The sequence below is a fragment of the Glaesserella australis genome, from assembly GCF_003260095.1.
GTDB lineage: Bacteria > Pseudomonadota > Gammaproteobacteria > Enterobacterales > Pasteurellaceae > Glaesserella > Glaesserella australis.
In genome coordinates this window covers 1-23,803 of the sequence record NZ_PTPX01000009.1, presented here as the reverse complement: position 1 = coordinate 23,803, position 23,803 = coordinate 1, and the positions used below count along the sequence as shown (strand labels likewise).

The window sequence follows — 23,803 nt, the reverse complement described above, 5'->3', positions numbered from 1 at the left end:
TGACAATGTTACGAAAAATTATTTTGTTACCCCTGTTTTTAACAGGCTGTGTCGTCACGCAACCGCAATTTTCGATACCCGATCAGGTTAATTTTCAGGGGAAAACTTATGAAAAAGTAACCCAAAATCAGATTGATGAAATGCAACAGTCACTTTTTTTACCACAAGGCAGTCATCAAACACCTGACCAGTGGCAACAGGGGATTTTGTTGTTTACCGATAAAAACAGCCAACAGAAAAGCCTTGCGGAAAGGGTAGCGTTACGCCAACAGACCTTTGCTCAACAGCCTGAAACTAAAGCGACCGTTGGCATTGTTAGGGATGAATTGCAAAGCCAAGTGTTATATCCGCCGACAGCACGTTTCAACGATTATCAGCTTGAAGTGAGCCGTGGGCGAGAGTCGCAATGTGGTTACAGCCAAATGCAATGGTCAGACAAGCGGTCAGTTTCTGCAAAAAAATCGCCAAATCAGACCGCTTATCTTCACGAACTTCAGCAAATGGCGTTACAATTTTCGCAATTAGCGTGGCAAATTGAGTGTCGATAATGGAACAACAATATACGAAATTAGTTAAACGTGCGGCGAACTTCGCCGTTTTTGTGGCATTTACCTTGATTATCGCCAAAGCATTTGCGTGGTGGCAAACAGGCTCAATGGCGATTTTGGCGGCGATGACCGACTCATTAGTCGATCTCTTTGCATCACTTACTAATATGTTGGTACTACGTTTTGCCCTACAACCTGCCGATGACGATCACACTTTTGGTCACGGCAAGGCGGAATCCCTTGCGGCATTGGCTCAAAGTGCCTTTATCACCGGCTCGGCAGCGTTTTTGTTACTACAAGGTATTCAACGTTTAACGGAGCCTCAATTAGTACAGAGTAGTGAATTGGGCGTTGCGATTAGCCTATTTTCAATCGTGCTCACTGCGGCGCTAGTTTGGTACCAAAAGCGCGTAGTAAAACTCACACAAAGCCCAGCGATTGAAGCTGATTCACTCCATTACCAGACAGATTTGTATATGAATGCGGCGATTTTGGTTGCAATGATATTGAATATTTATGGTGTAATTTATGCCGATGCCTTGTTTGCCATTGGAATTGCGATCTATATTTTATTCAACGCAGGCAAAATGTGTTGGGAGGCAATGCAATCTTTATTGGATAAAGCTTTACCGCAAGAAGAAGTTGATCAGATTTGGTCTATCGCCTTACAACACCCGCGTATTATCGGCATTCACGATGTGAAAACCCGCCGAGCAGGCGCAATTCGCTTTATTCAGCTTCATTTAGAACTAGATGATCATCTGCCATTGGTTGTCGCTCATGATATTACCGATAGCCTGGAGAAAAAGATCTTATCGGCATTTCCCCATTCGGAAGTGATGATCCATCAAGAACCGACAACGATTGTGAAGCAGGAAAAAGGTTAAGTTCAACTTCGATATTCGCAAATAAAAACATCAAAGTAGGCGTAGGGACACACTGCGTGTGTCCCTACATTATAAAAAAATAGAGAGATGATATGTACCAAATACTAGCCCATTTCAGTTATCAACATTTCGAGCAAGATCCTGTGACACTGATTAATCAAGTGCTTAATCAATGGCTTTATAACGGGCAAGTAATTGGGCGAGAAATGGCGGTTACTTATCATCAAACTGAATTTCAAGTTCGCCTTTCTACGCCAAAGCAAGATAGTCTGTTGCCTAAAAATAATAGTCTTGAAGTTGATGAAGCCTTAGCCCAAGCAGAAGAAGCAGGTGTGGTGTTTGAATATTTTGAATTGATCGGGCGAGATTATCAGGCGGAAGAGACGAGCGATAATGACAATCCGAGCTTTCAGATTCTCTACACCACCCATTTAGATACTTGTTCACCGATTTATGACGGCGAAACCTTTCGCCCCGTGCCGTTGTACCGTTTAGCCAATCAATCGTTAAGCGAACGAGTGCTGAAATGGCAAGAAGATTGGCAAGCGTGTGACAAACTTCAAATGAACGCCTCAACCCTTGAACAGCAAGCGTTAGCACAGATTTGTGATGTCGATAGCGAACTTGCCATACAGGGCAGAGTATTAAGCCAGCGACTTGAACAACACACCAATGTGCCAACCTATTACTATCTTTATCGCTTAGGCACAAACCCAGATATTGAACATCAACGTCTTTGCCCGAGTTGTCATGGTAATTGGAAACTGGCTCAACCGCTACACGAGATTTTTCATTTCAAATGCGATCAATGCCGACTGGTGTCGAATTTGAGTTGGGAAATCATATAACTATAAGCTATATCACATAAATAAATCTACTTGAAAAATAGCAAGCCGAGATCGTATTCTTGGCTTTTATTTTATGGAGGAACTATGGTTATTTTAAACTTAGCTGTCTTCGCAAGTTTGCTAGCTTTGCTTGCGATAATATTCAAACAAACAGAAAAATTAGGGCGTACTGTTTTTATTGCTTTACTCTTAGGTTTAGTCGGAGGTGTGTTATTACAAACATACTATGATAAAGCAGTTATTGACACTACATTAGATTGGATAAATTTGGTAGGTAATGGTTATGTGCGTTTGCTACAAATGATTGTTATGCCATTGGTATTTATCTCAATTTTGTCTGCTATAACACGTTTAAATCAAGCGGGATCATTGGGCAAAATCAGTTTTAGTGTTTTATCTATATTGCTTATAGCAACAGCAATCTCAGCAGCAATTGGTATTGCAATGGTCTATCTTTTTGATTTATCTGCTGAAGGGCTTGTGGCGGGAGAGCGTGAATTAGCGGCTCAAGCAAAAGTAGACGGACGAGTAGAGCAAGTGAGTAATTTAACAGTACCAGCTATGTTACTCTCCTTTATTCCTCGTAATCCATTTGCAGAATTGACTGGCGCAAACCCTACATCAATTATCAGTGTGGTGATTTTTTCAGCTTTTTTAGGTGTGTCAGCATTGAGTTTAGCGAAAGAAGATAAAGCACTGGGTGATCGTATTGCTCAAGGTGTTGATACACTAAATAAATTAGTGATGCGTTTAGTTCGCTTCGTTATTCGTTTAACACCTTATGGTGTACTTGCGTTAATGATTAAAATGGGGGCAACATCTAAATGGGCAGATATTATGAATTTAGGTAGTTTCATTGTGGCATCTTATATTGCTATCATTTTAATGTTTGTGGTGCACGGTATTTTGTTACTCTTAGCAAAAATTAACCCGATTGATTACTATAAAAAAGTGATGCCAACGTTAAGTTTTGCTTTCAGTTCTCGTTCAAGTGCAGCGACATTACCTTTAAATATTGAAACTCAAACGAATAAATTAGGTAATCACAGTGTCATTGCAAACTTCTCAGCAACCTTCGGTGCAACAATTGGTCAAAATGGCTGTGCAGGGATTTATCCTGCAATGCTAGCCGTGATGGTTGCGCCAACGGTTGGTGTGGATCCATTCACGATTCAATATCTTGCAACCTTAATTTTAGTTGTGGCTATTTCTTCATTTGGTATTGCAGGCGTGGGTGGTGGTGCAACCTTTGCGGCAATTGTAGTACTTTCTGCATTAGATTTACCATTAGCATTAGTGGGATTACTCATTTCCATTGAGCCTTTGATTGATATGGGGCGTACAGCATTAAATGTAAATGGTGCAATGGTCGCGGGTACATTAAGCAATAAATTTTTGAAAAATAAAAATGTGTAAAAAAGTGGTCAAAACTAACCGCTTGTAACAACAAAAGGCGAGCATATAGCTCGCCTTTTTATCTATTGATTTTATAAAGAATTAGAAATTCGCATTGCGTGGTGCACGTGGGAACGGGATTACTTCACGAATGTTTTGCAAGCCTGTTACATACACGATTAAACGCTCAAAACCTAAGCCGAAGCCAGAGTGTGGTACAGTACCATAACGGCGTAAATCACGATACCACCAGTAATCTTCTGGGTTTAAACCCATTTCAACCATACGTTTATCTAATACTTCTAAACGCTCTTCACGTTGTGAACCACCGATAATCTCACCGATTCCCGGAGCTAACACGTCCATTGCCGCAACGGTTTTGCCGTCGTCGTTTAAACGCATATAGAAAGCTTTAATATCTTTCGGATAGTTTTTCACTACTACTGGTGATTTAAAATACTCTTCCGCTAAGAAACGTTCGTGTTCAGATGAAAGGTCGATACCCCATTCTACAGGGAACTCGAAGTTTTTGCCTGATTTGAGTAACACGTCAATCGCATCGGTATAGTCGATTTGTGCGAAATCTGAGTTGATAAAGTTCTCTAAACGGCTGATTACGCTGTTATCTACGTGTTTTTCAAAGAATTTTAAGTCGTCTTTGCGTTCTGTAAGTACGGCACGGAACACATATTTAAGCATATCTTCCGCTAATTTTGCATTATCAGCTAAAGTTGCGAAAGCAAATTCAGGCTCCACCATCCAGAATTCCGCTAAGTGACGTGTGGTATTTGAGTTTTCCGCACGGAAAGTCGGGCCGAAGGTATAAACTTTGCTTAATGCACAAGCGTAAGTTTCACCATTTAACTGACCTGATACGGTTAAGAATGACTCTTTGCCGAAGAAATCTTGGCTGAAATCCACTTTGCCATCTTCGCCACGTGGTAAGTTTTCTAAATCAAGTGTAGAAACGCGGAACATTTCGCCTGCACCTTCAGTGTCAGACGCAGTAATTAACGGTGTTGCAACCCAGTAGAAACCTTGCTCGTGGAAGAAACGGTGGATCGCCTGTGCTAAACAGTGACGAACACGAGCGACCGCACCGATTAAGTTTGTACGTGGACGCAAGTGGGCTACTTCACGCAAATACTCAATAGAGTGGCGTTTTGCTGCCATTGGGTAAGTATCAGGATCTTCAACCCAACCTACTACTTCTACATTTTTTGCTTGTAATTCGACCGCTTGTCCTTCAGCCGGTGACTCAACAATCACACCAGTAACAATCACAGAACAGCCTGCGGTTAAACGTAATACTTCATTTTCGTAGTTTGCAATATCGTTATTAATGATCGCTTGGATTGGGTCAAAACAAGAACCGTCGTACACGGCTAGAAATGATAAACCTGCTTTAGAGTCGCGGCGGGTACGAACCCAACCACGCACAGAAACTTCTTCGCCTACGGCAACTTTGCCAGAAAGAATTTCTGAAATTGTAGGAAATGTTGACATATAAACCTCAATCAATTTAGTTAAAATCTTTGAATTTTGGGAAAAAAACTTTCGCATTTTACTCGAAAAATGCAGTAAATATAAGGAAATTTTAAGATCATCATGCGGTTATTCTTAGAATATTGTGAATTTCGTACAATCCATTCCACTTTTTTAATGAAAAAGTGCTAAAATCCGAGTGTTAGACACTCTTTTCAAGGATTTCATCATGTTCTCGGATAACCCACCACCTCGTGAATTTGCCGCCATTGATTTAGGCTCAAATAGCTTTCATATGATTGTGGCTCGAATTGTGAATGGCTCGATTCAAGTTTTATCTCGCATTAAACGTCGTGTGCGTTTAGCCGAAGGGTTAGATGAAAATCGCCATTTAAATCAGCAAGCGATCGATCGTGGTGTGGCATGTTTGGCATTATTTGCAAAACGATTGCAAGGTTTTGCACCTGAGAATGTGAAAGTGGTCGGGACTTATACTTTGCGTAGAGCGATCAATAATCAAGATTTCCTTGAACAAGCAAAACTCGTTTTTCCTTTTCCGATTGAAATTATTACAGGTCAGGAAGAAGCCCGCTTAATTTATTCAGGTGTAAGCCATACACAAGCGGAAAAAGGGCGAAAATTTGTGGTGGATATTGGCGGTGGTTCAACGGAAATGACGATTGGCGATGGTTTTACACCGATTCGAGCAGAAAGTCGCCACATGGGTTGTGTGAGTTTTGCTAAGCGTTTCTTTCCTCAGGGAGAACTTAATGCCGAACGATTTGATCAAGCTTATCAAACCGCAATGGAAAAAATTGATGACTTAGCTTGGGAATACCGAGATTTAGGTTGGCAGCATGTTTTAGGCTCATCGGGTACGATTAAAACTGTCAGTAAAGTCTTAAGTGCTAATGGCTATCGAGATGGCTTGATTACTGAAAGCCGCTTACAAACCATCATTGAACGTTGTCTTGCCTTTGATTCACTCAATGATATTCAGCTAAAAGGACTCATTGAAGAACGAGCTGATGTGCTAGTACCGGGGTTAGCCATTTTGCTCGCATTATTCCGTACCTTTCATATTCAATCTATGCGTTATTCGGATGGCGCATTACGTGAAGGGATCTTATACGGATCTGAATTAGCATTCCAAGTCGGCGATATTCGTCAGCGGACAGCGGAAGCGTTGGCAGAGCAATTTAATATCGATCAAGCACAAGCAGAACGAGTAAAAACTACCGCGCTACGCTTGTTTGATCAAGTTTCTCATTGGAAAAATAAACGCCAAGTCGGCGAATTGAGAGCAATTTTGCAGTGGGCAAGTTTATTGCATGAAGTGGGGATTTCCATTAATCATAATGGCGTACATCGTCATTCTGCTTATATTATTGCCAATCGTGACTTGCCAGGGTTTGATACAGAACAGCAAAATCTCTTAGCCACGTTAATGCGTTTTCATTTAAAAGGATTTAAACGCTATGATATTAAAAGTTCAAACCGTTTTCAGCATCGAGATATTTTAACGCTATTACGTTTATTCCGTTTAGCAGTACTGCTTAATCGTTCACGCCAAGCGACAAATATTCCACAACAGCTTGTATTAGATATTGATGGATTAGATTGGACATTAAGTTTTGAACCACAATTTTTAACCCAAAACCCGTTAATTCAGGCAGATTTAGAAGAAGAGCAAAAAACATTGCAGGCTTTAACATTAGGTTTAATCCTTAAATAGATAAATTTGCCAATTTTTTGCTCAAAGTGACCGCTTGTAAGTCAATCAACTAAATCCCGATGAAAATCATCGGGTTTTTTATATTTATAGACTGACGAGATTTGTCTATAAATAAAATGTCACTTGGCAAATTAAAAATCCCCTTGATTGAAATTGATGTTTTTTCGGAGTGTTTTTAGGGGGTAAGCCTTATCGAATAGGGAAAAGTTTGATCTACTTCTCATTTTTTTATTTTTTGTCTTGTTATTGCCTATAGAAAGGCGTACTCTATGGAGTATATTTTCTTTTATCTGTTTTTTTATGGAGTAGCTTGCTCATTTGAAGTGTAGTGAAACATTTTGGAGGTATCTATGTTACTAGGTGATTTATCTCGAGATGATTACATCAAATCTCTTCCCCCAGTCTTCGCTAGATTATGCACAAAGTTAAAATCACTTGATTTACTTAATCTTCCTTTAGGATGGCAAGACTTAGAAGAAGGCATTCGAATGAATGTGATGGAATTTGAGACGAGTCCATCAGATGGGAAGAAAGCCGAGTTACATCGAAAATTTATCGATATCCAACTCTTAATTTCAGGTGAGGAAGCAATTGAATACAGCTTGGCTTATCCAAATTTAGCACTATATGATGAATATCGTGATGACGATGATTACCAGCTTACGCCAACACTTGAACATAAAAATGTGGTGATCTTAAAACCAAATATGTTTGCTATTTTCTTACCTTATGAACCACATACACCGGGTAATACAGTTAATGAAAATAAATTATTGAAAAAGCTAGTTGTTAAAGTTCCAGTAGAGATGCTAGGAGACTAATATGTCAACAAGAGGCAAAATTCTTGATACGATTGGCGCGTTACAAAATAGCTTAACCAAAACAGAAAAGAAAATTGCAAACGCTATTTTGTCTCAGCCTGATTTACTTAATCAATGTTCACTTTCTGAAGTCGCAACACAGCTTGATGTTGGTGAAGCAACCTTTATTCGCTTTTGTCGAACATTAGGATTTAAAGGCTATACTGATTTTAAACTGGATTTAGCGATTGAACTAGCAACCCAAGAAAAAGAGAGCAGTACATTACTGGATACGGATGTTGCCGAAACCGACACACCAAAAGAAATAGCCATTAAACTTCAAAATACATTAAGTAATGTGATTGCTGAAACAGTTAATTTACTTAGCTATGAAGAGCTTGAAAAGGTCGTTATGGAATTAAGACAAGCTCATCGAATATTCTTATTTGGGGTGGGATCTTCTGGATTAACTGCTGAAGACGCTCAACATAAATTCATGCGAATTGGCTTACAAACTGCAGCAGTGACAAATAATCACTTTATGTATATGCAAGCCGCATTACTTCGAAAAGGCGATGTCGTGATTGGGATTAGCCATTCGGGGTATTCAGAAGAAACCACAAAAGCATTGCGTATTGCAAAGGATAATGGCGCAGTTACTGTTGCTATTACACATAATTTGCGCTCTCCGATTACTGAAGTTGCAAACTATGTATTGATCAATGGTAATCGACAAGGGCATATGCAAGGGGATTCTATTGGTACAAAAATGACTCAGCTCTTTGTGTTAGACTTGATTTATGCCTTACTAGTCAAAGCGGAACCAGAGAAAGCCATTCAGCAAAAACAAAAAACACTGAATGTGATTTTAGAACAGCGAATTAAGTAGTCACAAGCGGTCAGTTTTGCCTATTTTTTGTAAATCATCTCATTTTTATTTACTTACTAAAGGATAATACAATGAAAAATTTAAAAGGTATCTTCAGTGCATTATTAGTCTCTTTTAATGCTGACGGCACAATCAACGAAAAAGGCTTACGCCAAATTATCCGCCACAACATCGACAAGATGAAAGTGGACGGTTTATATGTCGGCGGTTCAACGGGTGAAAACTTTATGCTTTCCACCGAAGAGAAAAAAGAGATCTTCCGTATTGCTAAAGATGAAGCAAAAGATGAAATTGCGTTAATCGCTCAAGTCGGTAGCGTAAACTTAAAAGAAGCGGTTGAACTTGGCAAATATGCAACCGAATTAGGCTATGACAGCTTATCAGCAGTCACTCCGTTCTACTACAAATTCAGCTTTGCCGAAATCAAAAACTTCTACGAAACTATTATTCGTGAAACAGGCAACAAAATGATCGTTTATTCAATCCCATTCTTAACAGGGGTAAATATTGGCGTTTCACAATTTGCAGAGTTGTTCCAAAATGAAAAAATCATCGGCGTGAAATTCACTGCAGGCGATTTCTATCTATTAGAGCGTTTACGCAAAGCATTCCCGAACCACTTAATTTACGCAGGTTTTGATGAAATGATGTTACCTGCTACAGTTTTGGGCGTAGATGGTGCGATCGGCAGTACCTTTAACGTCAACGGCATCCGTGCTCGTCAAATCTTTGAATTAGCACAACAAGGCAAAGTGAAAGAAGCTCTTGAAATCCAAAATGTGACCAACGATTTAATTGAAGGCATTTTAGGCAACGGCTTATATCAAACTATCAAAGGCTTGTTGGAAGAAGAAGGTGTTCAAGCAGGTTACTGCCGTGAACCAATGACCAAAGAACTCAACGCAGAGCAAAAAGCCGTAGTCAAAACCTTGAAAGCGAAGTATCTTTCTTAATTTCAAAGGATGGATAAAGGCTGTTGAATAGATTTCAACAGCCTTTTACTTTCAATTTTGTAATATTTTAAGCAGAACTCACCGCTTGTATTACGCCAATTTAGCCACTACCCAATCCAACCCCGAGTAAAAATCTTCCGTCAAATAAGGCTTAAGCTCCAGCAAGCTATCCACAATCACAGCTTTATCCGTATGGCATATATTTAAATGCCCTAATTTTCTGCCCGCACGGACTTCTTTGCCATACCAATGCAACTGACTAAACGGAATTTCTAGCCATTCATTATGATGTTCGATCCCAATTAAATTCACCATGACGCTTGGGGCGATAGGCTTAAGTTCGGGGGTAGGTAAGTCAAGCAATGCACGCAGATGTAACTCAAATTGACTAATGGAGCAGCCGAGTTGCGTCCAGTGTCCGCTGTTATGCACACGGGGGGCGAGTTCGTTAATCAACAGCTTATCGCCAACCACAAAACATTCCATTGCCATTACACCGACATAATTCAGTTCGTGCATAATCGCTGAGAGCATTTTTTCTGCTTGTTGTTGGAATATTTGTTGATATGGTAGTGTGATATCCGCAACACTGTAACGCAAAATGCCATTTTGTTGCAAATTATGGGTCACGGGGTAAAAACGGGTTTCGCCGTTGCGGAACCTTGCTCCGACTAATGACACTTCCGTATCAAAGGGGATAAATTTTTCTGCAATCACATCACCAAACAGGTCAGGCGTGATTTGGTCTATCGTCTCTTTGGTGACAATCCACTGTCCACGTCCGTCATAACCACCCGTACGGCGTTTCACCACCACTTTTTCGCCAATGCTTTCAAAAAGCGATTGCCACTGTTCAGGAGACTGCAACAGTTGCCAAGTAGAAGTAGCTAGATTGAGCTTATCGAGTAATGATTTTTGGGTAAAGCGGTCGGCAAGTTGTCCAAAAACGGAAAGATTAACGAAGTTTTGATGATTGCTCAGTAGGCTAGTTAAAGGCGTTTGCGTCCAACGTTCGATTTCGGCGGTAATTAAGCTGTTTTCAGCAATTTCAAAAACAGGATCGTCAAACGCCAGTGGTTGAACATCAATATCTAACGGCATACCAGCGTAACGTAACATTCTGCCAAGTTGCCCGTTACCAAGAACGTAGATTGGGGGATAGAGAGAGCTTTTTTGCATAGGGGTTCCTTATGGGGTCGAATGTTTCCGTTAAATTTTGTATTCACTTGTAGGGACACACTGCGTGTGTCCGCTAAATTTTATATTTATGTCAATTTGAGATGAGACGGACACACGCAGTGTGTCCCTACAATTAAAAGCGTTTAAAAATACTCCGTCAGCGGTCTTTCCAACGTATGATTTAACAACACCATCAACTTAATCCGTGCTTTTTGTCCACTCAAGCCTTGAGTGAAAATCACACCTTGCTGTTTAAGCTGTTTACCGCCGCCGAGATAGTCGTAAACGTCTTGCGTAATACCGTTAAAGGCGCGGGAAACCAGCACCACAGGGATATTTGCATTTAATAAGGCAGAAACACCCGCTAGACAAGACGGTGGTAAGTTGCCTGCCCCCAATGCCTCAATCACCACACCGTCACAACGACTTTGGGCAAGCTGTTCAAGCAAAAAGCTATCCATTCCCGCATAGGCTTTAATCAGTTGAATGTTCGATTTTTCCAACTGCTTAATCGGGAAGCGTTCGTAAGCGGTGAGATGTTGGAAATAAATTGCACGGTTTTTCGTGACTAAGCCACAAGGACCAAAGGTTGGCGTTTGGAATGTAGCAACATTGGTGGTGTGGGTTTTGGTGACGAATTTAGCGTTGTGGATTTCATCATTCATCACCACTAACACGCCTTTATTTTGGCTTTCATCGCTTAATGCTACCAAAATGGCACTTTGCAAGTTGATCAAACCGTCAGAACCCAATTCGTTACTGGAACGCATTGCCCCTGTGATCGCCACAGGTACGTTCACGTTCAAGGCTAAATCAAGGAAATAGGCAGTTTCTTCTAGCGTATCCGTGCCGTGTGTAATCACGATGCCGTCAAATTGTTCATTAATTACCGCTTGTTCAATGCGATCTTTTAAGATCTGCCAATGTGCCAGCGTGATATGTGGTGACGGAACGTGTAATAAGGCTTCTTGGTAAAGCTGTGCAGGGTGGTTGAGTTTTTCTAAAGCACTTAATAACGGATTTTTGTCAGAAGGGGAGACTTTACCGTCTTTCCCTTCGCTCATCGAAATCGTGCCACCTGTGTGGAGAATTAATAGTTTCTTGCTCATTGATTACATTCTTGGATCGGGATTATCTAACACAGATTGGGTCTGTTCATTGCGAAAAGTCCGTAATTTTAGAGCAATTTCAGGGTTAAATGCACCTAAAATTTGTGCCGCAAGTAAGCCTGCATTGGCTGCACCCGCAGGCCCAATCGCCAACGTACCAACTGGAATACCTTTTGGCATTTGCACAATTGAGTAGAGACTATCAACACCGCTTAACATTGAGCTTTTAACAGGTACACCCAACACTGGCACAATAGTTTTCGCCGCAATCATACCGGGCAAATGTGCCGCACCGCCAGCCCCAGCAATAATCACTTTGTAGCCTTTTTGTTCTGCCGTCTCGGCAAATTCAAATAGCTTGTCTGGCGTGCGGTGAGCGGAGACAACTTCAAGGTGGTAAGGAATAGCAAATTGGTCGAGAATTTGGGCAGCTTCTGACATTGTTGCCCAGTCGCTTTTTGAACCCATTACAATGGCGATTTCGATGTTCGTTGGCATTTTGTTCCTTTTTGTGATGTATGAATAACAAGCGGTGTGAAGTGTATCATAAAACGCAAACGTTTGCCTAAAGAAATAATCTGTGATGTAGATAACATTTTGGATTTTGATAAATAGACAAAAAGGGCGGTTTTTGCTATCTTTGAGTCAAATTTGTCTACAAATTTTCAACAATTTTTGATAATTATAAAAAAGTCGTTGAAAATCAAGACGATAGATACTTACCTGCAATCCATCTATATGTAAAAATAGATGGGTCGATCGGGCTTTTATTGATCTAGAACAAAATAAAAGTCTGTTTCTTTGGTTAAAGTTTCATCGGTTAGCAAAATTGTAACGATTTTGTAATGTATTTTTCACTAAACAATAAAAGGAAAAGACTATGTCAGAAATGTTAGCCCATGACGTAGATCCATTCGAAACACAAGAATGGTTAGACTCAGTAAATTCTCTTGTTAAAGAAGAAGGTGCTGAGCGTGCACAATTTATTATTCAACAAGTGATGCAACACGCTCGTACCCAAGGCGTAAGCCTTCCATCAGGTGTGACGACAGATTATGTCAACACCATTCCTGTTTCTGAACAGCCAGTTTACCCAGGTAATAAAGAGATTGAACGTCGTATTCGTTCTGCAGTACGTTGGAATGCGATTGCAATGGTGTTACGTAGCCAGAAGAAAGATTTGGATCTCGGCGGTCACATTTCAACATTCCAATCTGCTGCAACCATGTATGAAGTTTGCTTTAACCATTTCTTCAAAGCAGCAACAGATAAAGACGGTGGCGACTTAGTCTTTTCACAAGGTCACGCAGCGCCAGGTATCTATGCGCGTTCTTTCTTAGAAGGTCGTTTAACGGCAGAGCAGTTAGATAACTTCCGTCAAGAAGCTTTTGCAGATGGTTTATCTTCTTACCCACACCCGAAACTAATGCCTGAATACTGGCAGTTCTCAACCGTTTCAATGGGTTTAGGTCCAGTGAATGCGATCTATCAAGCACGTTTCTTAAAATACTTACAAAACCGTGGCATTAAAGATACGTCAGGTCAAACTGTTTACGCATTCTTAGGTGATGGCGAGATGGATGAAATCGAGTCTAAAGGTGCATTAACGGTTGCAGGTCGTGAAAAATTAGATAACTTAATTTTCGTGGTGAGCTGTAACCTTCAACGTTTAGACGGTCCAGTAAATGGTAACGGTAAAATTGTTCAAGAACTAGAAGGTTTATTCACAGGCGCCGGTTGGGAAGTTATCAAAGTATTATGGGGTAGCAACTGGGATAAATTATTCGCGAAAGATACTTCAGGTAAATTAGCCCAATTAATGATGGAAGTGGTTGATGGCGACTACTTAACATTTAAATCAAAAAATGGTGCTTATGTGCGTGAACACTTCTTCGGCCGTTTCCCTGAAACTGCGGCATTAGTTGCAGATATGACTGACGATGAGATCTGGCACTTACGTCGTGGTGCACACGATTCTGAAAAAATGTATGCGGCATTTGAGCGTGCAAAACGTTCTAACAAACCTGTGGTAATTTTAGCTCACCAAGTTAAAGGTTATAAAATTCCTGAAGCGGAAAGTAAAAACACGGCTCACCAATCTAAAAAAATGTCTCTTGAGAGCTTAAAAGGCTTCCGTGACTACTTCCACTTACCATTAACAGATGAACAAGTAGAAAACTTAGAGTATGTCACTTTCCCTGAAGGTTCAGAAGAGTACAACTACTTACACGGTCGCCGTAAAGAATTAAATGGCTATTTGCCAGCGCGTAAACCGAAATTTAGCGTTGAGTACAAAGTACCAGCATTAGAAGAGTTCCAAGCATTATTAGATGCTCAACCACGTGGCATTTCAACCACAATGGCATTCTCTCGTGTGTTAAATATTTTATTAAAAGATAAAAATATTGGTCAAACGATTGTGCCAATCATTGCTGACGAAGCGCGTACTTTTGGTATGGAAGGCTTATTCCGTCAAATCGGTATTTACAACCCACACGGTCAAAACTACGTTCCGTCAGATCGTGATTTAGTGGCTTACTACCGTGAAGCAACAGACGGTCAAGTGTTACAAGAAGGTATCAACGAATTAGGTGCAACAGCATCTTGGGTAGCGGCAGCGACTTCATACTCGGTGAACAACCAACCGATGATCCCATTCTTCATTTACTACTCAATGTTCGGTTTCCAACGTGTTGGTGACATGATGTGGTTAGCAGGTGACCAATTAGCTCGTGGTTTCATGATTGGTGGTACATCAGGTCGTACAACCTTAAATGGTGAAGGTTTACAACACGAAGATGGTCACAGCCATATTCAAGCAGGTGTTATCCCGAACTGTATCACTTACGATCCAGCATTTGCCTTTGAAGTGGCGGTTATCGTACAAGATGGTATCAACCGTATGTACGGTGAAAAACAAGAAGATGTGTTCTACTATCTCACCACCTTAAACGAAATTACTGAACAACCAGCAATGCCAGCAGGGGCAGAAGAGGGTATTCGTAAAGGTCTCTATAAATTTGAAACGGTTGAAGGTAAAGGTAAAGGTCACGTTCAATTATTAAGCTCGGGTGCAATTATGCGTCATGTACGTGAAGCAGCACAAATCCTTGCAAATGAATATGGCGTCACTGCAGATGTATTCTCTGCACCATCATTCAACGAATTAGCCCGTGAAGGTAACGATGTTACACGTTGGAACTTCTTACACCCAACAGAAACACCACGTGTTCCTTATGTTGCGCAAGTATTAAAAGATTTACCAACCGTTGCATCAACGGACTACATGAAAGTCTATGCAGATCAAATTCGTGCATTCGTACCAAGCAAAAATTATCAAGTGTTAGGTACAGACGGTTTCGGTCGTTCAGACAGCCGTGCAAACTTACGTGAACACTTTGAAGTAGATGAGCGTTATGTTGTGGTTGCTGCATTAACCCAATTAGCAAACGAAGGTACTATCGACAGAAAAGTCGTCGCAGATGCTATTGCGAAATTCGGTTTAAATGTGGATCGTATTAATCCGTTATACGCTTAATACAAGCGGTAAGATTTTCATAAAATTTTACAAAATCGGGTGGGGATAAACCCCACCCCTACGAAATTTAAAACGTAATTTGTAGGGACAGGGTTTATCCCTGTCCGTTTACAAGAAGGATTACAAAAATGTCAAAACAAATTCAAGTTCCAGATATCGGTGGTGATGAAGTTACCGTAACTGAAGTGATGGTCAAAGTGGGCGATACCATTGCCGTAGATCAATCAATTATTAACGTAGAGGGCGACAAGGCTTCTATGGAAGTGCCAGCACCAGAAGCAGGCGTAGTAAAAGAAGTATTAGTCAAAGTGGGCGATAAAGTTACCACAGGTTCACCAATGCTTGTATTAGAAGCAGCTGGTGCAGCACCTGCACCACAAGCCGCTCCAGTTGAAGCAGCACCAGTAGCTGCCCCAACAGCAAGCGCAGTGGTAGACGTCAACGTGCCTGATATTGGTGGCGACGAAGTAAACGTGACTGAAATTATGGTGAAAGTCGGTGATACCGTTGCAGTAGATCAGTCTATCATCAATGTTGAAGGCGACAAAGCGTCTATGGAAGTGCCAGCACCAGTTGCAGGGGTTGTAAAAGAAATCTTAATCAATGTAGGCGATAAAGTCTCAACAGGTAAATTAGTGATGCGCTTTGAAGTTGCGGGTGCAGCACCTGCAGCTGCTCCAGCGCCTGTTGCCGAAGCAGCGCCAGCACCACAAGCGGTAGGATCTGCAATTAAAGATGTGAATGTGCCAGATATCGGCGGCGATGAAGTCAACGTGACTGAAATCATGGTGAAAGTAGGCGACAGCGTTTCGGTAGATCAATCTATTATCAACGTTGAAGGCGACAAAGCGTCTATGGAAGTACCAGCACCAATCGCAGGGGTGGTGAAAGAAATTTTAGTTAAAGTAGGCGATAAAGTTTCAACTGGCTCTCTAATTATGAAATTTGAAGTGGCAGGTGCAGCACCAGCAGTTTCTGCCCCAGCTCCACAAGCGGCAGCTCCTGCACCTGTTGCAGCTGCACCAGCACAAAACGGGAATGTGTCAGGCTTAAGCCAAGAACAAGTGGTGGCAAGTGCAGGTTACGCACACGCAACCCCAGTGATTCGCCGTTTAGCTCGTGAATTTGGTGTTAACTTAGATCGCGTGAAAGGTACTGGTCGTAAAGGTCGTATCGTTAAAGAAGATATTCAAGCTTACGTGAAAACTGCGGTTCAGGTCTTCGAAGATGTGAAAGCAGGCAAAGCTCCAGCAGCAGCAGGCAATGGCGTAGCGAACGGTGCAGGATTAGGCTTATTACCGTGGCCGAAAGTAGACTTCAGTAAATTCGGTGAAATCGAAGAAGTTGAATTAAGCCGTATCAACAAAATTTCAGGGGCGAACTTACATCGTAACTGGGTGATGATTCCACACGTTACTCACTTCGATCGCACCGACATCACAGATTTAGAAAACTTCCGTAAAGAGCAAAATAAACTGGCAGAAAAACAAAAACTAGATGTGAAGATTACGCCTGTTGTGTTCATTATGAAAGCGGTGGCAAAAGCATTAGAAGCCTTCCCACGTTTCAATAGCTCTATCTCTGAAGATGGTCAAAAACTGACACTCAAAAAATACATCAACATCGGCGTGGCGGTGGATACACCAAACGGCTTAGTTGTACCTGTGTTCAAAAATGTGAACAAAAAAGGTATTGTTGAGCTTTCACGTGAATTGATGGAAGTGTCTAAGAAAGCCCGTGATGGCAAACTCACCGCAGCAGATATGCAAGGTGGATGTTTCACCATTTCAAGCTTAGGCGGTATTGGTACAACGCACTTCACCCCAATTGTGAACGCACCAGAAGTGGCGATTTTAGGCGTATCAAAATCTGAAATGATGCCACAATGGAACGGCAAAGAGTTCGAGCCACGCTTAATGCTCCCATTATCATTATCGTTCGACCACCGTGTGATTGATGGTGCTGATGGTGCTCGCTTCTTAAGCTATATCAATGGCGTGTTGGCGGATATTCGTCGTTTAGTAATGTAAGAAATCCCCCCTTTGCTAAAAAAGTAGGGGCAAATTCATTGTAGGGACACACGCAGTGTGTCCCTACAAGTAGAGGAAAAAAATTTATGAGCCAAGAAATTAAAACACAAGTAGTGGTACTCGGTGCAGGCCCTGCAGGTTACTCTGCGGCGTTCCGTTGTGCCGATTTAGGTTTAGAGACGGTTTTAGTTGAACGTTATTCAACCTTAGGTGGTGTTTGCTTAAACGTTGGTTGTATCCCGTCTAAAGCATTACTTCACGTGGCAAAAATCATTGAAGAAGCAAAACACGCAGAGCATAACGGTATTACCTTTGGTGAACCGACTATTGACTTAGACAAAGTGCGTGCAGGGAAAGAAGCGGTTGTTGCAAAATTAACAGGCGGTTTGGCTGGAATGGCGAAAGCCCGTAAAGTCACTGTTGTTGAAGGTCAAGCGACTTTTGCTGATCCGCATACACTCGTTGCTCGTGACCGTGATGGACACCCAACAACCATCAAGTTTGATAATGCAATTATTGCAGCAGGTTCTCGCCCAATTCAATTACCATTTATCCCACACCACGACCCACGTATTTGGGATTCAACAGATGCCCTTAAATTAAAAGAAATTCCGAAAAAACTGTTGATTATGGGCGGCGGTATTATCGGTTTGGAAATGGGTACGGTATATCAAGCGTTAGGTTCAGAAGTCGAAGTGGTTGAAATGTTCGACCAAGTGATCCCAGCGGCAGATAAAGACGTGGTTGCGATCTTCACCAAACGCATTGAGAAAAAATTTAAATTGATGCTTGAAACCAAAGTAACCGCAGTTGATGCGAAAGATGATGGTATTTATGTTTCAATGGAAGGTAAAGCGTGTAATGACACTAAACGTTATGATGCGGTATTAGTGGCGATTGGACGTGTACCAAACGGCAAATTGTTAGACGCAGGAAAAGCAGGCGTAAACGTGGACGAGCGTGGTTTTATCGCTGTGGACAAACAGATGCGTACCAACGTGCCACATATTTTTGCGATCGGCGACATCGTTGGTCAACCAATGTTAGCACACAAAGGCGTACACGAAGGACACGTTGCGGCAGAAGTGATTGCAGGACAAAAACATTACTTCGATCCAAAAGTAATCCCATCAATCGCTTACACTGAGCCAGAAGTAGCGTGGGTAGGTAAAACCGAGAAAGAGTGTAAACAAGAAGGGTTGAACTACGAAGTAGCGAAATTCCCGTGGGCAGCGTCAGGTCGTGCGATTGCATCTGAATGTGCAGACGGTATGACCAAATTAATCTTCGATAAAGACACACACCGTTTATTAGGTGGTGCGATTGTCGGGACCAACGGCGGTGAATTATTAGGTGAAATTGGCTTGGCAATCGAAATGGGTTGTGATGCTGAAGATATCGCTTTAACTATTCACGCGCACCCAACTTTACATGAGTCTGTTGGTTTAGCAGCAGAAGTATTTGAAGGTTCTATTACCGACCTTCCAAATGCAAAAGCGAAGAAAAAATAATTTCTTCTGAATGAAAAAACCTCTCTAATGAGAGGTTTTTTTGTACCTTACAAGCGGTTAGATTTGAACAATTTATTGCAAATTTAACCGCTATTTCAATAGGATTAAAGTACTTTTACAATTGCTTCACACAATGCGTCGATATTATCTTCCGTAATACCTGCCACATTGATACGACCTGAACGCACCGCATAAATTGCAAATTCATCACGTAAACGATCCACTTGTTCAGGACTTAAACCACTGAATGAGAACATACCGTTTTGAGCGATGATGAAATCAAAGTTTTGGGTTGCGCCTTTCGCTTTGAGTAACCCAACAAATTTTGCACGCATCTCTTTGATACGATTACGCATTTCCGCTAATTCTTCAATCCAGTTCGCTTTTAATTGTGGATCAGCTAACACTGTCGCAACCGCACTTGCACCGTGTGAAGATGGGTTAGAGTAGAGTACACGAATGATCGATTTCACTTGACTAAAGGCATTGTTCGCCACTTCTGCGTTGTCTGCCACTAAAGTGAATGCACCGACACGCTCATTATATAAGCCGAAGTTTTTCGAATAAGAGCTTGCAACTAACACTTCACGGTGATTTTTCACGAAAGTGCGTAAACCGAACGCATCTTCATCTAAGCCATTTGCAAAGCCTTGATAAGCAAAGTCAAATAATGGTAACCAGCCTTTTTCCGCCGACATATTGGCTAAGGTTTGCCACTGTTCTGGAGTTGGGTCGATACCCGTTGGGTTATGGCAGCAACCGTGAAGAAGCACCACATCACCTTTACCTGCCTGGCTTAAATCGGCAATTAAGTTATCCCAATCTAACGCTTTGGTCTCTTTGTTGTAGTAGCGATATTCTTTGATATTCATACCAACGGCATTGAAAATTGCATTGTGGTTTGGCCATGTTGGTGTAGAAATCCACACGTTTTGAGCATTAGTTTGACGTTTTACAAATTCTGCTGCAATGCGTAATGCCCCTGTACCACCAAGACTTTGAGCAGTTTTTGCACGTCCTGATGTAATCACTTCCGCTCCTGCACCAAATAATAGCTCTTGCGTTTGTGCATTAAAATCGGCAATACCATCAATGGTTAAATAGTTTTTGGTATTCTCTTTAGCAAGCAGGCGAGTTTCCGCCTCTTTCACCGCTTTAACAATAGGTGTTTGCCCTTTAGCATCTTTATACACCCCGATCCCTAAATTAATTTTTTCAGGGCGAGTTTCTGCTTTAAATGCTTCGCCTAAACCTAAAATCGGATCCGCTGGGGCTGCTTGAATATGATTAAACATTGACATAGTTTCCTCTGTAAGTTGTGTTTGCAAAACAGGTGAATTTATACGGTGAATTAGACTTTTTGGCAAGTAGCAAGCGGATATTTATGGCAAATAATTTGTAAATCTTCGGTTCTCTTACATTTGCTTAACAGGTTGAACCTTTCAATATAGAATTTTTCTTGATTTTGTGCTTTAATACGCCCAATTTTCTCAACACAATTAAGGTGTAATAATGAGCTGGATTGAAAAAATTTTAGGAAGAACGTCTTCATCATCGTCAAATGGCAAATCAAAAATTCCTGAAGGCGTTTGGACAAAATGTACAAGCTGTGAACAGGTGCTTTATAGCGAAGAACTAAAACGTAATATGAAGGTTTGTCCGAAGTGTGACCACCATATGCGTATCGACGCTCGTACTCGTTTACTTTCACTGTTAGATGCAGATACAGCAGAAGAATTAGCAGCAGAGCTTGAGCCACAAGATGTGTTGAAGTTTAAAGATCTGAAAAAATATAAAGATCGTTTGACGGCAGCACAAAAACAGACAGGCGAAAAAGATTCTTTTATCGTGATGTACGGCAAATTATTTGATATGCCTGTAGTCGTTGCTTCTTTTAACTTTGAGTTTATGGGCGGCTCAATGGGTTCTGTGGTTGGGGCAAAATTTGTGCGTGCTGCAGAAAAAGCCTTGAGCGAAAACATTCCGTTTATCTGTTTCTCTGCCTCTGGTGGCGCTCGTATGCAAGAAGCCTTGTTCTCGTTAATGCAAATGGCGAAAACCAGTGCTGTTTTAGCGAAAATGAAAGAGAAAGGCGTGCCGTTTATTTCGGTCTTGACCGATCCAACTTTAGGCGGTGTTTCTGCAAGTTTGGCGATGTTGGGCGACATTAACATTGCTGAGCCAAAAGCGTTAATCGGTTTTGCAGGTCCTCGTGTCATTGAGCAAACCGTACGTGAAAAATTGCCTGAAGGCTTCCAACGCAGTGAGTTTTTAATGGAGAAAGGGGCGATTGATATGATCGTACACCGCAAAGAGATGCGTGATACTCTTGCTCGTTTACTCGCTAAAATGACTCATCAACCAACGCCATTTAAAACAGGCGAATTAGTTGAAGAGATTGAAGAAACCAAAGAAGAAGCATAATGAATAAGACATTAGTTTCACCTAAAGCCACGGATTCATTGGAAACGTGGCTTTCCTATTTAGAAAAAAGCCATTTCAAGCCGATTGATATGGGATTGGAGCGTATTCGTTGCGTTGCTGACGAGTTAGGTTTACGCAAGCCTGCCCCTTATGTGATTACCGTTGCTGGCACAAACGGCAAGGGTTCAACTTGCAAATTAATTGAAACAGCTCTGTTGAAAGCAGGCTTAAAAGTTGGCGTTTATTCTTCCCCCCATTTAATTCACTACAACGAACGGGTTCGTATTCAAGGACAAGCGGTCGGAAATGCCGATTTAATTGCAACTTTTGATTATATCGAACAGCACAAATCCCAATCGCTCACCTATTTTGAATTTGGCACTTTGGCAGCCTTAGATCTGTTCCGTAAGGCGAAAGTTGATGTGGCGATTTTGGAAGTCGGTTTAGGTGGACGTTTAGATGCGACCAACATTGTCGATCCTGATTTAGCGGTGATTACCTCCATTGATATTGATCACGTTGAATTTTTAGGGGATAACCGAGAAGCGATTGGGCGAGAAAAAGCGGGGATTTTCCGTAAAAATATCCCTGTAGTGATTGGCGAGCCTGATTGCCCACAGTCGATTTTAGATTATGCAAAAGAGTTGCAATGTCACGTTTTTAGACGAGATATTGATTGGAAGTTTTTTATAGAAACTGACCGCTTGTATTGGCAATCAAAAGATAAATCGCTGTCTGTACCGTTGCCAAAAATTCCACAGCCAAACTGTGCTACAGCCTTAGCTGTTTTAACGCAATTACCCTTTGAGTTAAGTGATGACATCATTACTGAAGCCGTTGAACAAGCGCAAATGGTCGGGCGTTTTCAGCGATTAACGGCAGAAGATTTTGCAATATTTTCGCAAAACCCACCGCTTGCACAGGTGATTATTGATGTGGGGCATAATCCGCACGCCGCTCGCTATTTGGCAGATCGTTTAGCTGAACTTGTTCAACCAAACCGAAAAATCTACGCCGTGTTTAGTGCATTGGTAGATAAGGATTTATCGGGCATTGTTGAGCCGTTGGCACATCTGATTGACGAATGGCACTGTGCAGGATTACAAGGATATCGTGGACAAAGCGGCGACGAAGTCAAAACAAAACTGCTGGCAACATTGCCTGAAGTAAACGCCATTGCTTATGAGAATGTCGCATTAGCAAGCGGATTTCTGTTTAAAAAGGCAACGGAACAAGATATTATTCTCGTATTTGGTTCTTTCCATACTGTTGCAGATTTTGTGATTTGGATAGAGCAGTAGGGCGTCGCATGGGATATCCCTAGAAAAATATAGGTCCTTATTTTTGGTACTTATGGCAAAGAAATACTTTGTACTGAAAATCAAAATAAAACTTTGGCAAGCTTAAGAAATTTATTATTGTCGAGACTGTTGGGAGAATATTTATGAATTTTATGTGTAAAAAGTCAATTCCTGAAGAGTTAGATTTCTGGGACGATCTTTTTCAAGAAGATTTTAGTGATGAACTATCTACAGTTGAATGTGTAAAAAAGAGCAAAGCAAATAATATTACGTTTAATATTAGCTCATATGTACCTTCAGTAAAAATAAAATACTACGATAATTTGAGATGTTTACTATATACAGATCATTTTAACAGCATTGATTCTGATTGGGTATTTAGAGGGCATAAAGATCATAATTGGAGTCTTACATCTACATTAGAAAGAATTGGCTCTAAGTCGTTAGAGTTAAGAGAAGATCATTTTAATAGATTTAAAAAAGAGTGTAGAAGAACTCTAAAAGACAATACACTATTGACTCTTGATGAAAATGGGCTTTGGGCAATAGGACAACATTACGGATTAGCTACACCATTATTAGATTGGTCATATTCTCCCTATGTAGCTTTATTTTTTGCATTCGAGAATAAAGTTGATAATGAAGACTATAGAGTTATATATGCGTTGAATAAAGGACGAATTAGTAGAGAACTTCCTGAATTTTCAGAAGAGCTATTTTTTGAGCCTAAGGTAGATCCTTTCGGAAGATTAACAAATCAATCAGGTATGTTTACTATTGCTCCACCATGCACAACATTAGAAGATAGTTTAATTGACACATTGAGAAAAAATGGAATTATTCAACCTATGGATATAGCAGGTTTTATTTGCAAGATCTATATAAAAAGTTCTGCTAAAAGTAGGAGTAATTGTTTGAATGATTTGAGAAATATGAACATTCATAATGGTACATTATTTCCTGATCTCATTGGGGCAGCCAAATATTGCAATCAAATGACAAAAGAGCAATATGGCGTAGATTGCTAACATCATTGATAATGATGATAACATTGCAATAATTAGTTCTCCGTACATACGGTACATATATTTATTGGCATAGTAGACAAAATTGTTGCTGAACCGTCAAAAACTATGCCATGTGGACAAAATTGTTGCTAATGTTTATTTTT

General features: G+C 40.9%; 20 protein-coding genes. 14 read left to right on the top strand and 6 right to left on the bottom strand.

What is annotated here, in order from left to right; all coding sequences use genetic code 11:
• The first annotated feature begins 5 nt into the window (after positions 1 to 5).
• The 4 genes from C5N92_RS04470 (at position 6) to C5N92_RS04455 (ending at position 3,699) form a co-directional block, all read left to right on the top strand.
• Positions 6 to 548 carry an ABC transporter ATPase gene (locus C5N92_RS04470; protein WP_111749733.1) on the top strand — a complete coding sequence of 181 codons (543 nt, stop codon included), beginning with the start codon at positions 6 to 8 and terminating at the stop codon, positions 546 to 548.
• Positions 548 to 1,435, top strand: coding sequence for a cation diffusion facilitator family transporter (locus C5N92_RS04465; protein ID WP_111749664.1), 888 nt, complete (start codon positions 548 to 550; stop codon positions 1,433 to 1,435). The genes C5N92_RS04470 and C5N92_RS04465 overlap by 1 nt, the downstream gene beginning before the upstream one ends.
• Positions 1,436 to 1,527: 92 nt before the next feature.
• Complete coding sequence (locus tag C5N92_RS04460; RefSeq protein WP_111749663.1) at positions 1,528 to 2,283, top strand: Zn-ribbon-containing protein; 756 nt, start codon at positions 1,528 to 1,530, stop codon at positions 2,281 to 2,283.
• An 84-nt stretch (positions 2,284 to 2,367) separates the two neighbouring features.
• Positions 2,368 to 3,699, top strand: a complete 1,332-nt coding sequence (locus C5N92_RS04455; protein ID WP_111749662.1) for an L-cystine transporter — start codon at positions 2,368 to 2,370, stop codon at positions 3,697 to 3,699.
• Positions 3,700 to 3,780: 81 nt separating this feature from the next.
• Here C5N92_RS04455 and asnS read toward each other — a convergent pair whose 3' ends face one another.
• A complete protein-coding gene (gene asnS / locus C5N92_RS04450) occupies positions 3,781 to 5,184 on the bottom strand; it encodes an asparagine--tRNA ligase (protein ID WP_111749661.1) in 1,404 nt (467 codons plus the stop codon).
• 208 nt (positions 5,185 to 5,392) lie between these two features.
• On the opposite strand from asnS, the gene ppx reads away from it, so the two are divergent.
• The 4 genes from ppx (at position 5,393) to nanA (ending at position 9,540) form a co-directional block, all read left to right on the top strand.
• Positions 5,393 to 6,898, top strand: coding sequence for an exopolyphosphatase (ppx, locus tag C5N92_RS04445; RefSeq protein ID WP_111749660.1), 1,506 nt, complete (start codon positions 5,393 to 5,395; stop codon positions 6,896 to 6,898).
• 350 nt (positions 6,899 to 7,248) lie between these two features.
• Positions 7,249 to 7,719 (top strand): N-acetylneuraminate anomerase, encoded by a 471-nt coding sequence (nanQ, locus tag C5N92_RS04440; protein WP_111749659.1) that lies wholly within the window; start codon positions 7,249 to 7,251, stop codon positions 7,717 to 7,719.
• 1 nt (position 7,720) lies between these two features.
• The gene (locus C5N92_RS04435; RefSeq protein WP_111749658.1) at positions 7,721 to 8,587 is read left to right on the top strand and encodes a MurR/RpiR family transcriptional regulator; all 867 of its coding nucleotides are present in this window, start codon (positions 7,721 to 7,723) and stop codon (positions 8,585 to 8,587) included.
• A 71-nt stretch (positions 8,588 to 8,658) separates the two neighbouring features.
• Entirely contained in the window at positions 8,659 to 9,540 is an 882-nt protein-coding gene (gene nanA / locus C5N92_RS04430; protein WP_111749657.1) for an N-acetylneuraminate lyase, read from the top strand.
• A 90-nt stretch (positions 9,541 to 9,630) separates the two neighbouring features.
• On the opposite strand, the gene purK is transcribed toward nanA, so the two are convergent.
• From purK to C5N92_RS11410, 4 genes are all read right to left on the bottom strand, one after another.
• On the bottom strand, positions 9,631 to 10,719 hold the full coding sequence (purK, locus tag C5N92_RS04425; RefSeq protein ID WP_111749656.1) for a 5-(carboxyamino)imidazole ribonucleotide synthase: 1,089 nt from the start codon (positions 10,717 to 10,719) through the stop codon (positions 9,631 to 9,633).
• Positions 10,720 to 10,862: 143 nt separating this feature from the next.
• A complete protein-coding gene (locus C5N92_RS04420; protein WP_111749655.1) occupies positions 10,863 to 11,828 on the bottom strand; it encodes an asparaginase in 966 nt (321 codons plus the stop codon).
• Between the two features lie 3 nt (positions 11,829 to 11,831).
• Positions 11,832 to 12,326: a 5-(carboxyamino)imidazole ribonucleotide mutase gene (purE, locus tag C5N92_RS04415; protein WP_111749654.1), complete on the bottom strand. Its 495-nt coding sequence runs from the start codon at positions 12,324 to 12,326 to the stop codon at positions 11,832 to 11,834.
• Positions 12,296 to 12,424: a hypothetical protein gene (locus tag C5N92_RS11410; protein ID WP_281267738.1), complete on the bottom strand. Its 129-nt coding sequence runs from the start codon at positions 12,422 to 12,424 to the stop codon at positions 12,296 to 12,298. Before C5N92_RS11410 ends, purE begins: the two co-directional genes overlap by 31 nt.
• Before the next feature lie 284 nt (positions 12,425 to 12,708).
• Between C5N92_RS11410 and aceE the strand changes: the two genes are divergently transcribed.
• The 3 genes from aceE (at position 12,709) to lpdA (ending at position 18,907) form a co-directional block, all read left to right on the top strand.
• On the top strand, positions 12,709 to 15,366 hold the full coding sequence (gene aceE / locus C5N92_RS04410; protein ID WP_111749653.1) for a pyruvate dehydrogenase (acetyl-transferring), homodimeric type: 2,658 nt from the start codon (positions 12,709 to 12,711) through the stop codon (positions 15,364 to 15,366).
• Positions 15,367 to 15,494: 128 nt separating this feature from the next.
• Positions 15,495 to 17,396, top strand: coding sequence for a pyruvate dehydrogenase complex dihydrolipoyllysine-residue acetyltransferase (aceF, locus tag C5N92_RS04405; protein WP_111749652.1), 1,902 nt, complete (start codon positions 15,495 to 15,497; stop codon positions 17,394 to 17,396).
• 86 nt (positions 17,397 to 17,482) lie between these two features.
• Positions 17,483 to 18,907 carry a dihydrolipoyl dehydrogenase gene (gene lpdA, locus C5N92_RS04400; RefSeq protein ID WP_111749651.1) on the top strand — a complete coding sequence of 475 codons (1,425 nt, stop codon included), beginning with the start codon at positions 17,483 to 17,485 and terminating at the stop codon, positions 18,905 to 18,907.
• A gap of 104 nt (positions 18,908 to 19,011) precedes the next feature.
• Here lpdA and C5N92_RS04395 read toward each other — a convergent pair whose 3' ends face one another.
• Positions 19,012 to 20,202: an amino acid aminotransferase gene (locus C5N92_RS04395; protein WP_181015872.1), complete on the bottom strand. Its 1,191-nt coding sequence runs from the start codon at positions 20,200 to 20,202 to the stop codon at positions 19,012 to 19,014.
• 217 nt (positions 20,203 to 20,419) lie between these two features.
• On the opposite strand from C5N92_RS04395, the gene accD reads away from it, so the two are divergent.
• The 3 genes from accD (at position 20,420) to C5N92_RS04380 (ending at position 23,660) form a co-directional block, all read left to right on the top strand.
• Positions 20,420 to 21,331 carry an acetyl-CoA carboxylase, carboxyltransferase subunit beta gene (gene accD / locus C5N92_RS04390; protein ID WP_111749649.1) on the top strand — a complete coding sequence of 304 codons (912 nt, stop codon included), beginning with the start codon at positions 20,420 to 20,422 and terminating at the stop codon, positions 21,329 to 21,331.
• The gene (gene folC / locus C5N92_RS04385; protein ID WP_111749648.1) at positions 21,331 to 22,632 is read left to right on the top strand and encodes a bifunctional tetrahydrofolate synthase/dihydrofolate synthase; all 1,302 of its coding nucleotides are present in this window, start codon (positions 21,331 to 21,333) and stop codon (positions 22,630 to 22,632) included. Before accD ends, folC begins: the two co-directional genes overlap by 1 nt.
• 143 nt (positions 22,633 to 22,775) lie before the next feature.
• Positions 22,776 to 23,660, top strand: coding sequence for an FRG domain-containing protein (locus C5N92_RS04380; RefSeq protein WP_111749647.1), 885 nt, complete (start codon positions 22,776 to 22,778; stop codon positions 23,658 to 23,660).
• Positions 23,661 to 23,803 lie beyond the last annotated feature (143 nt).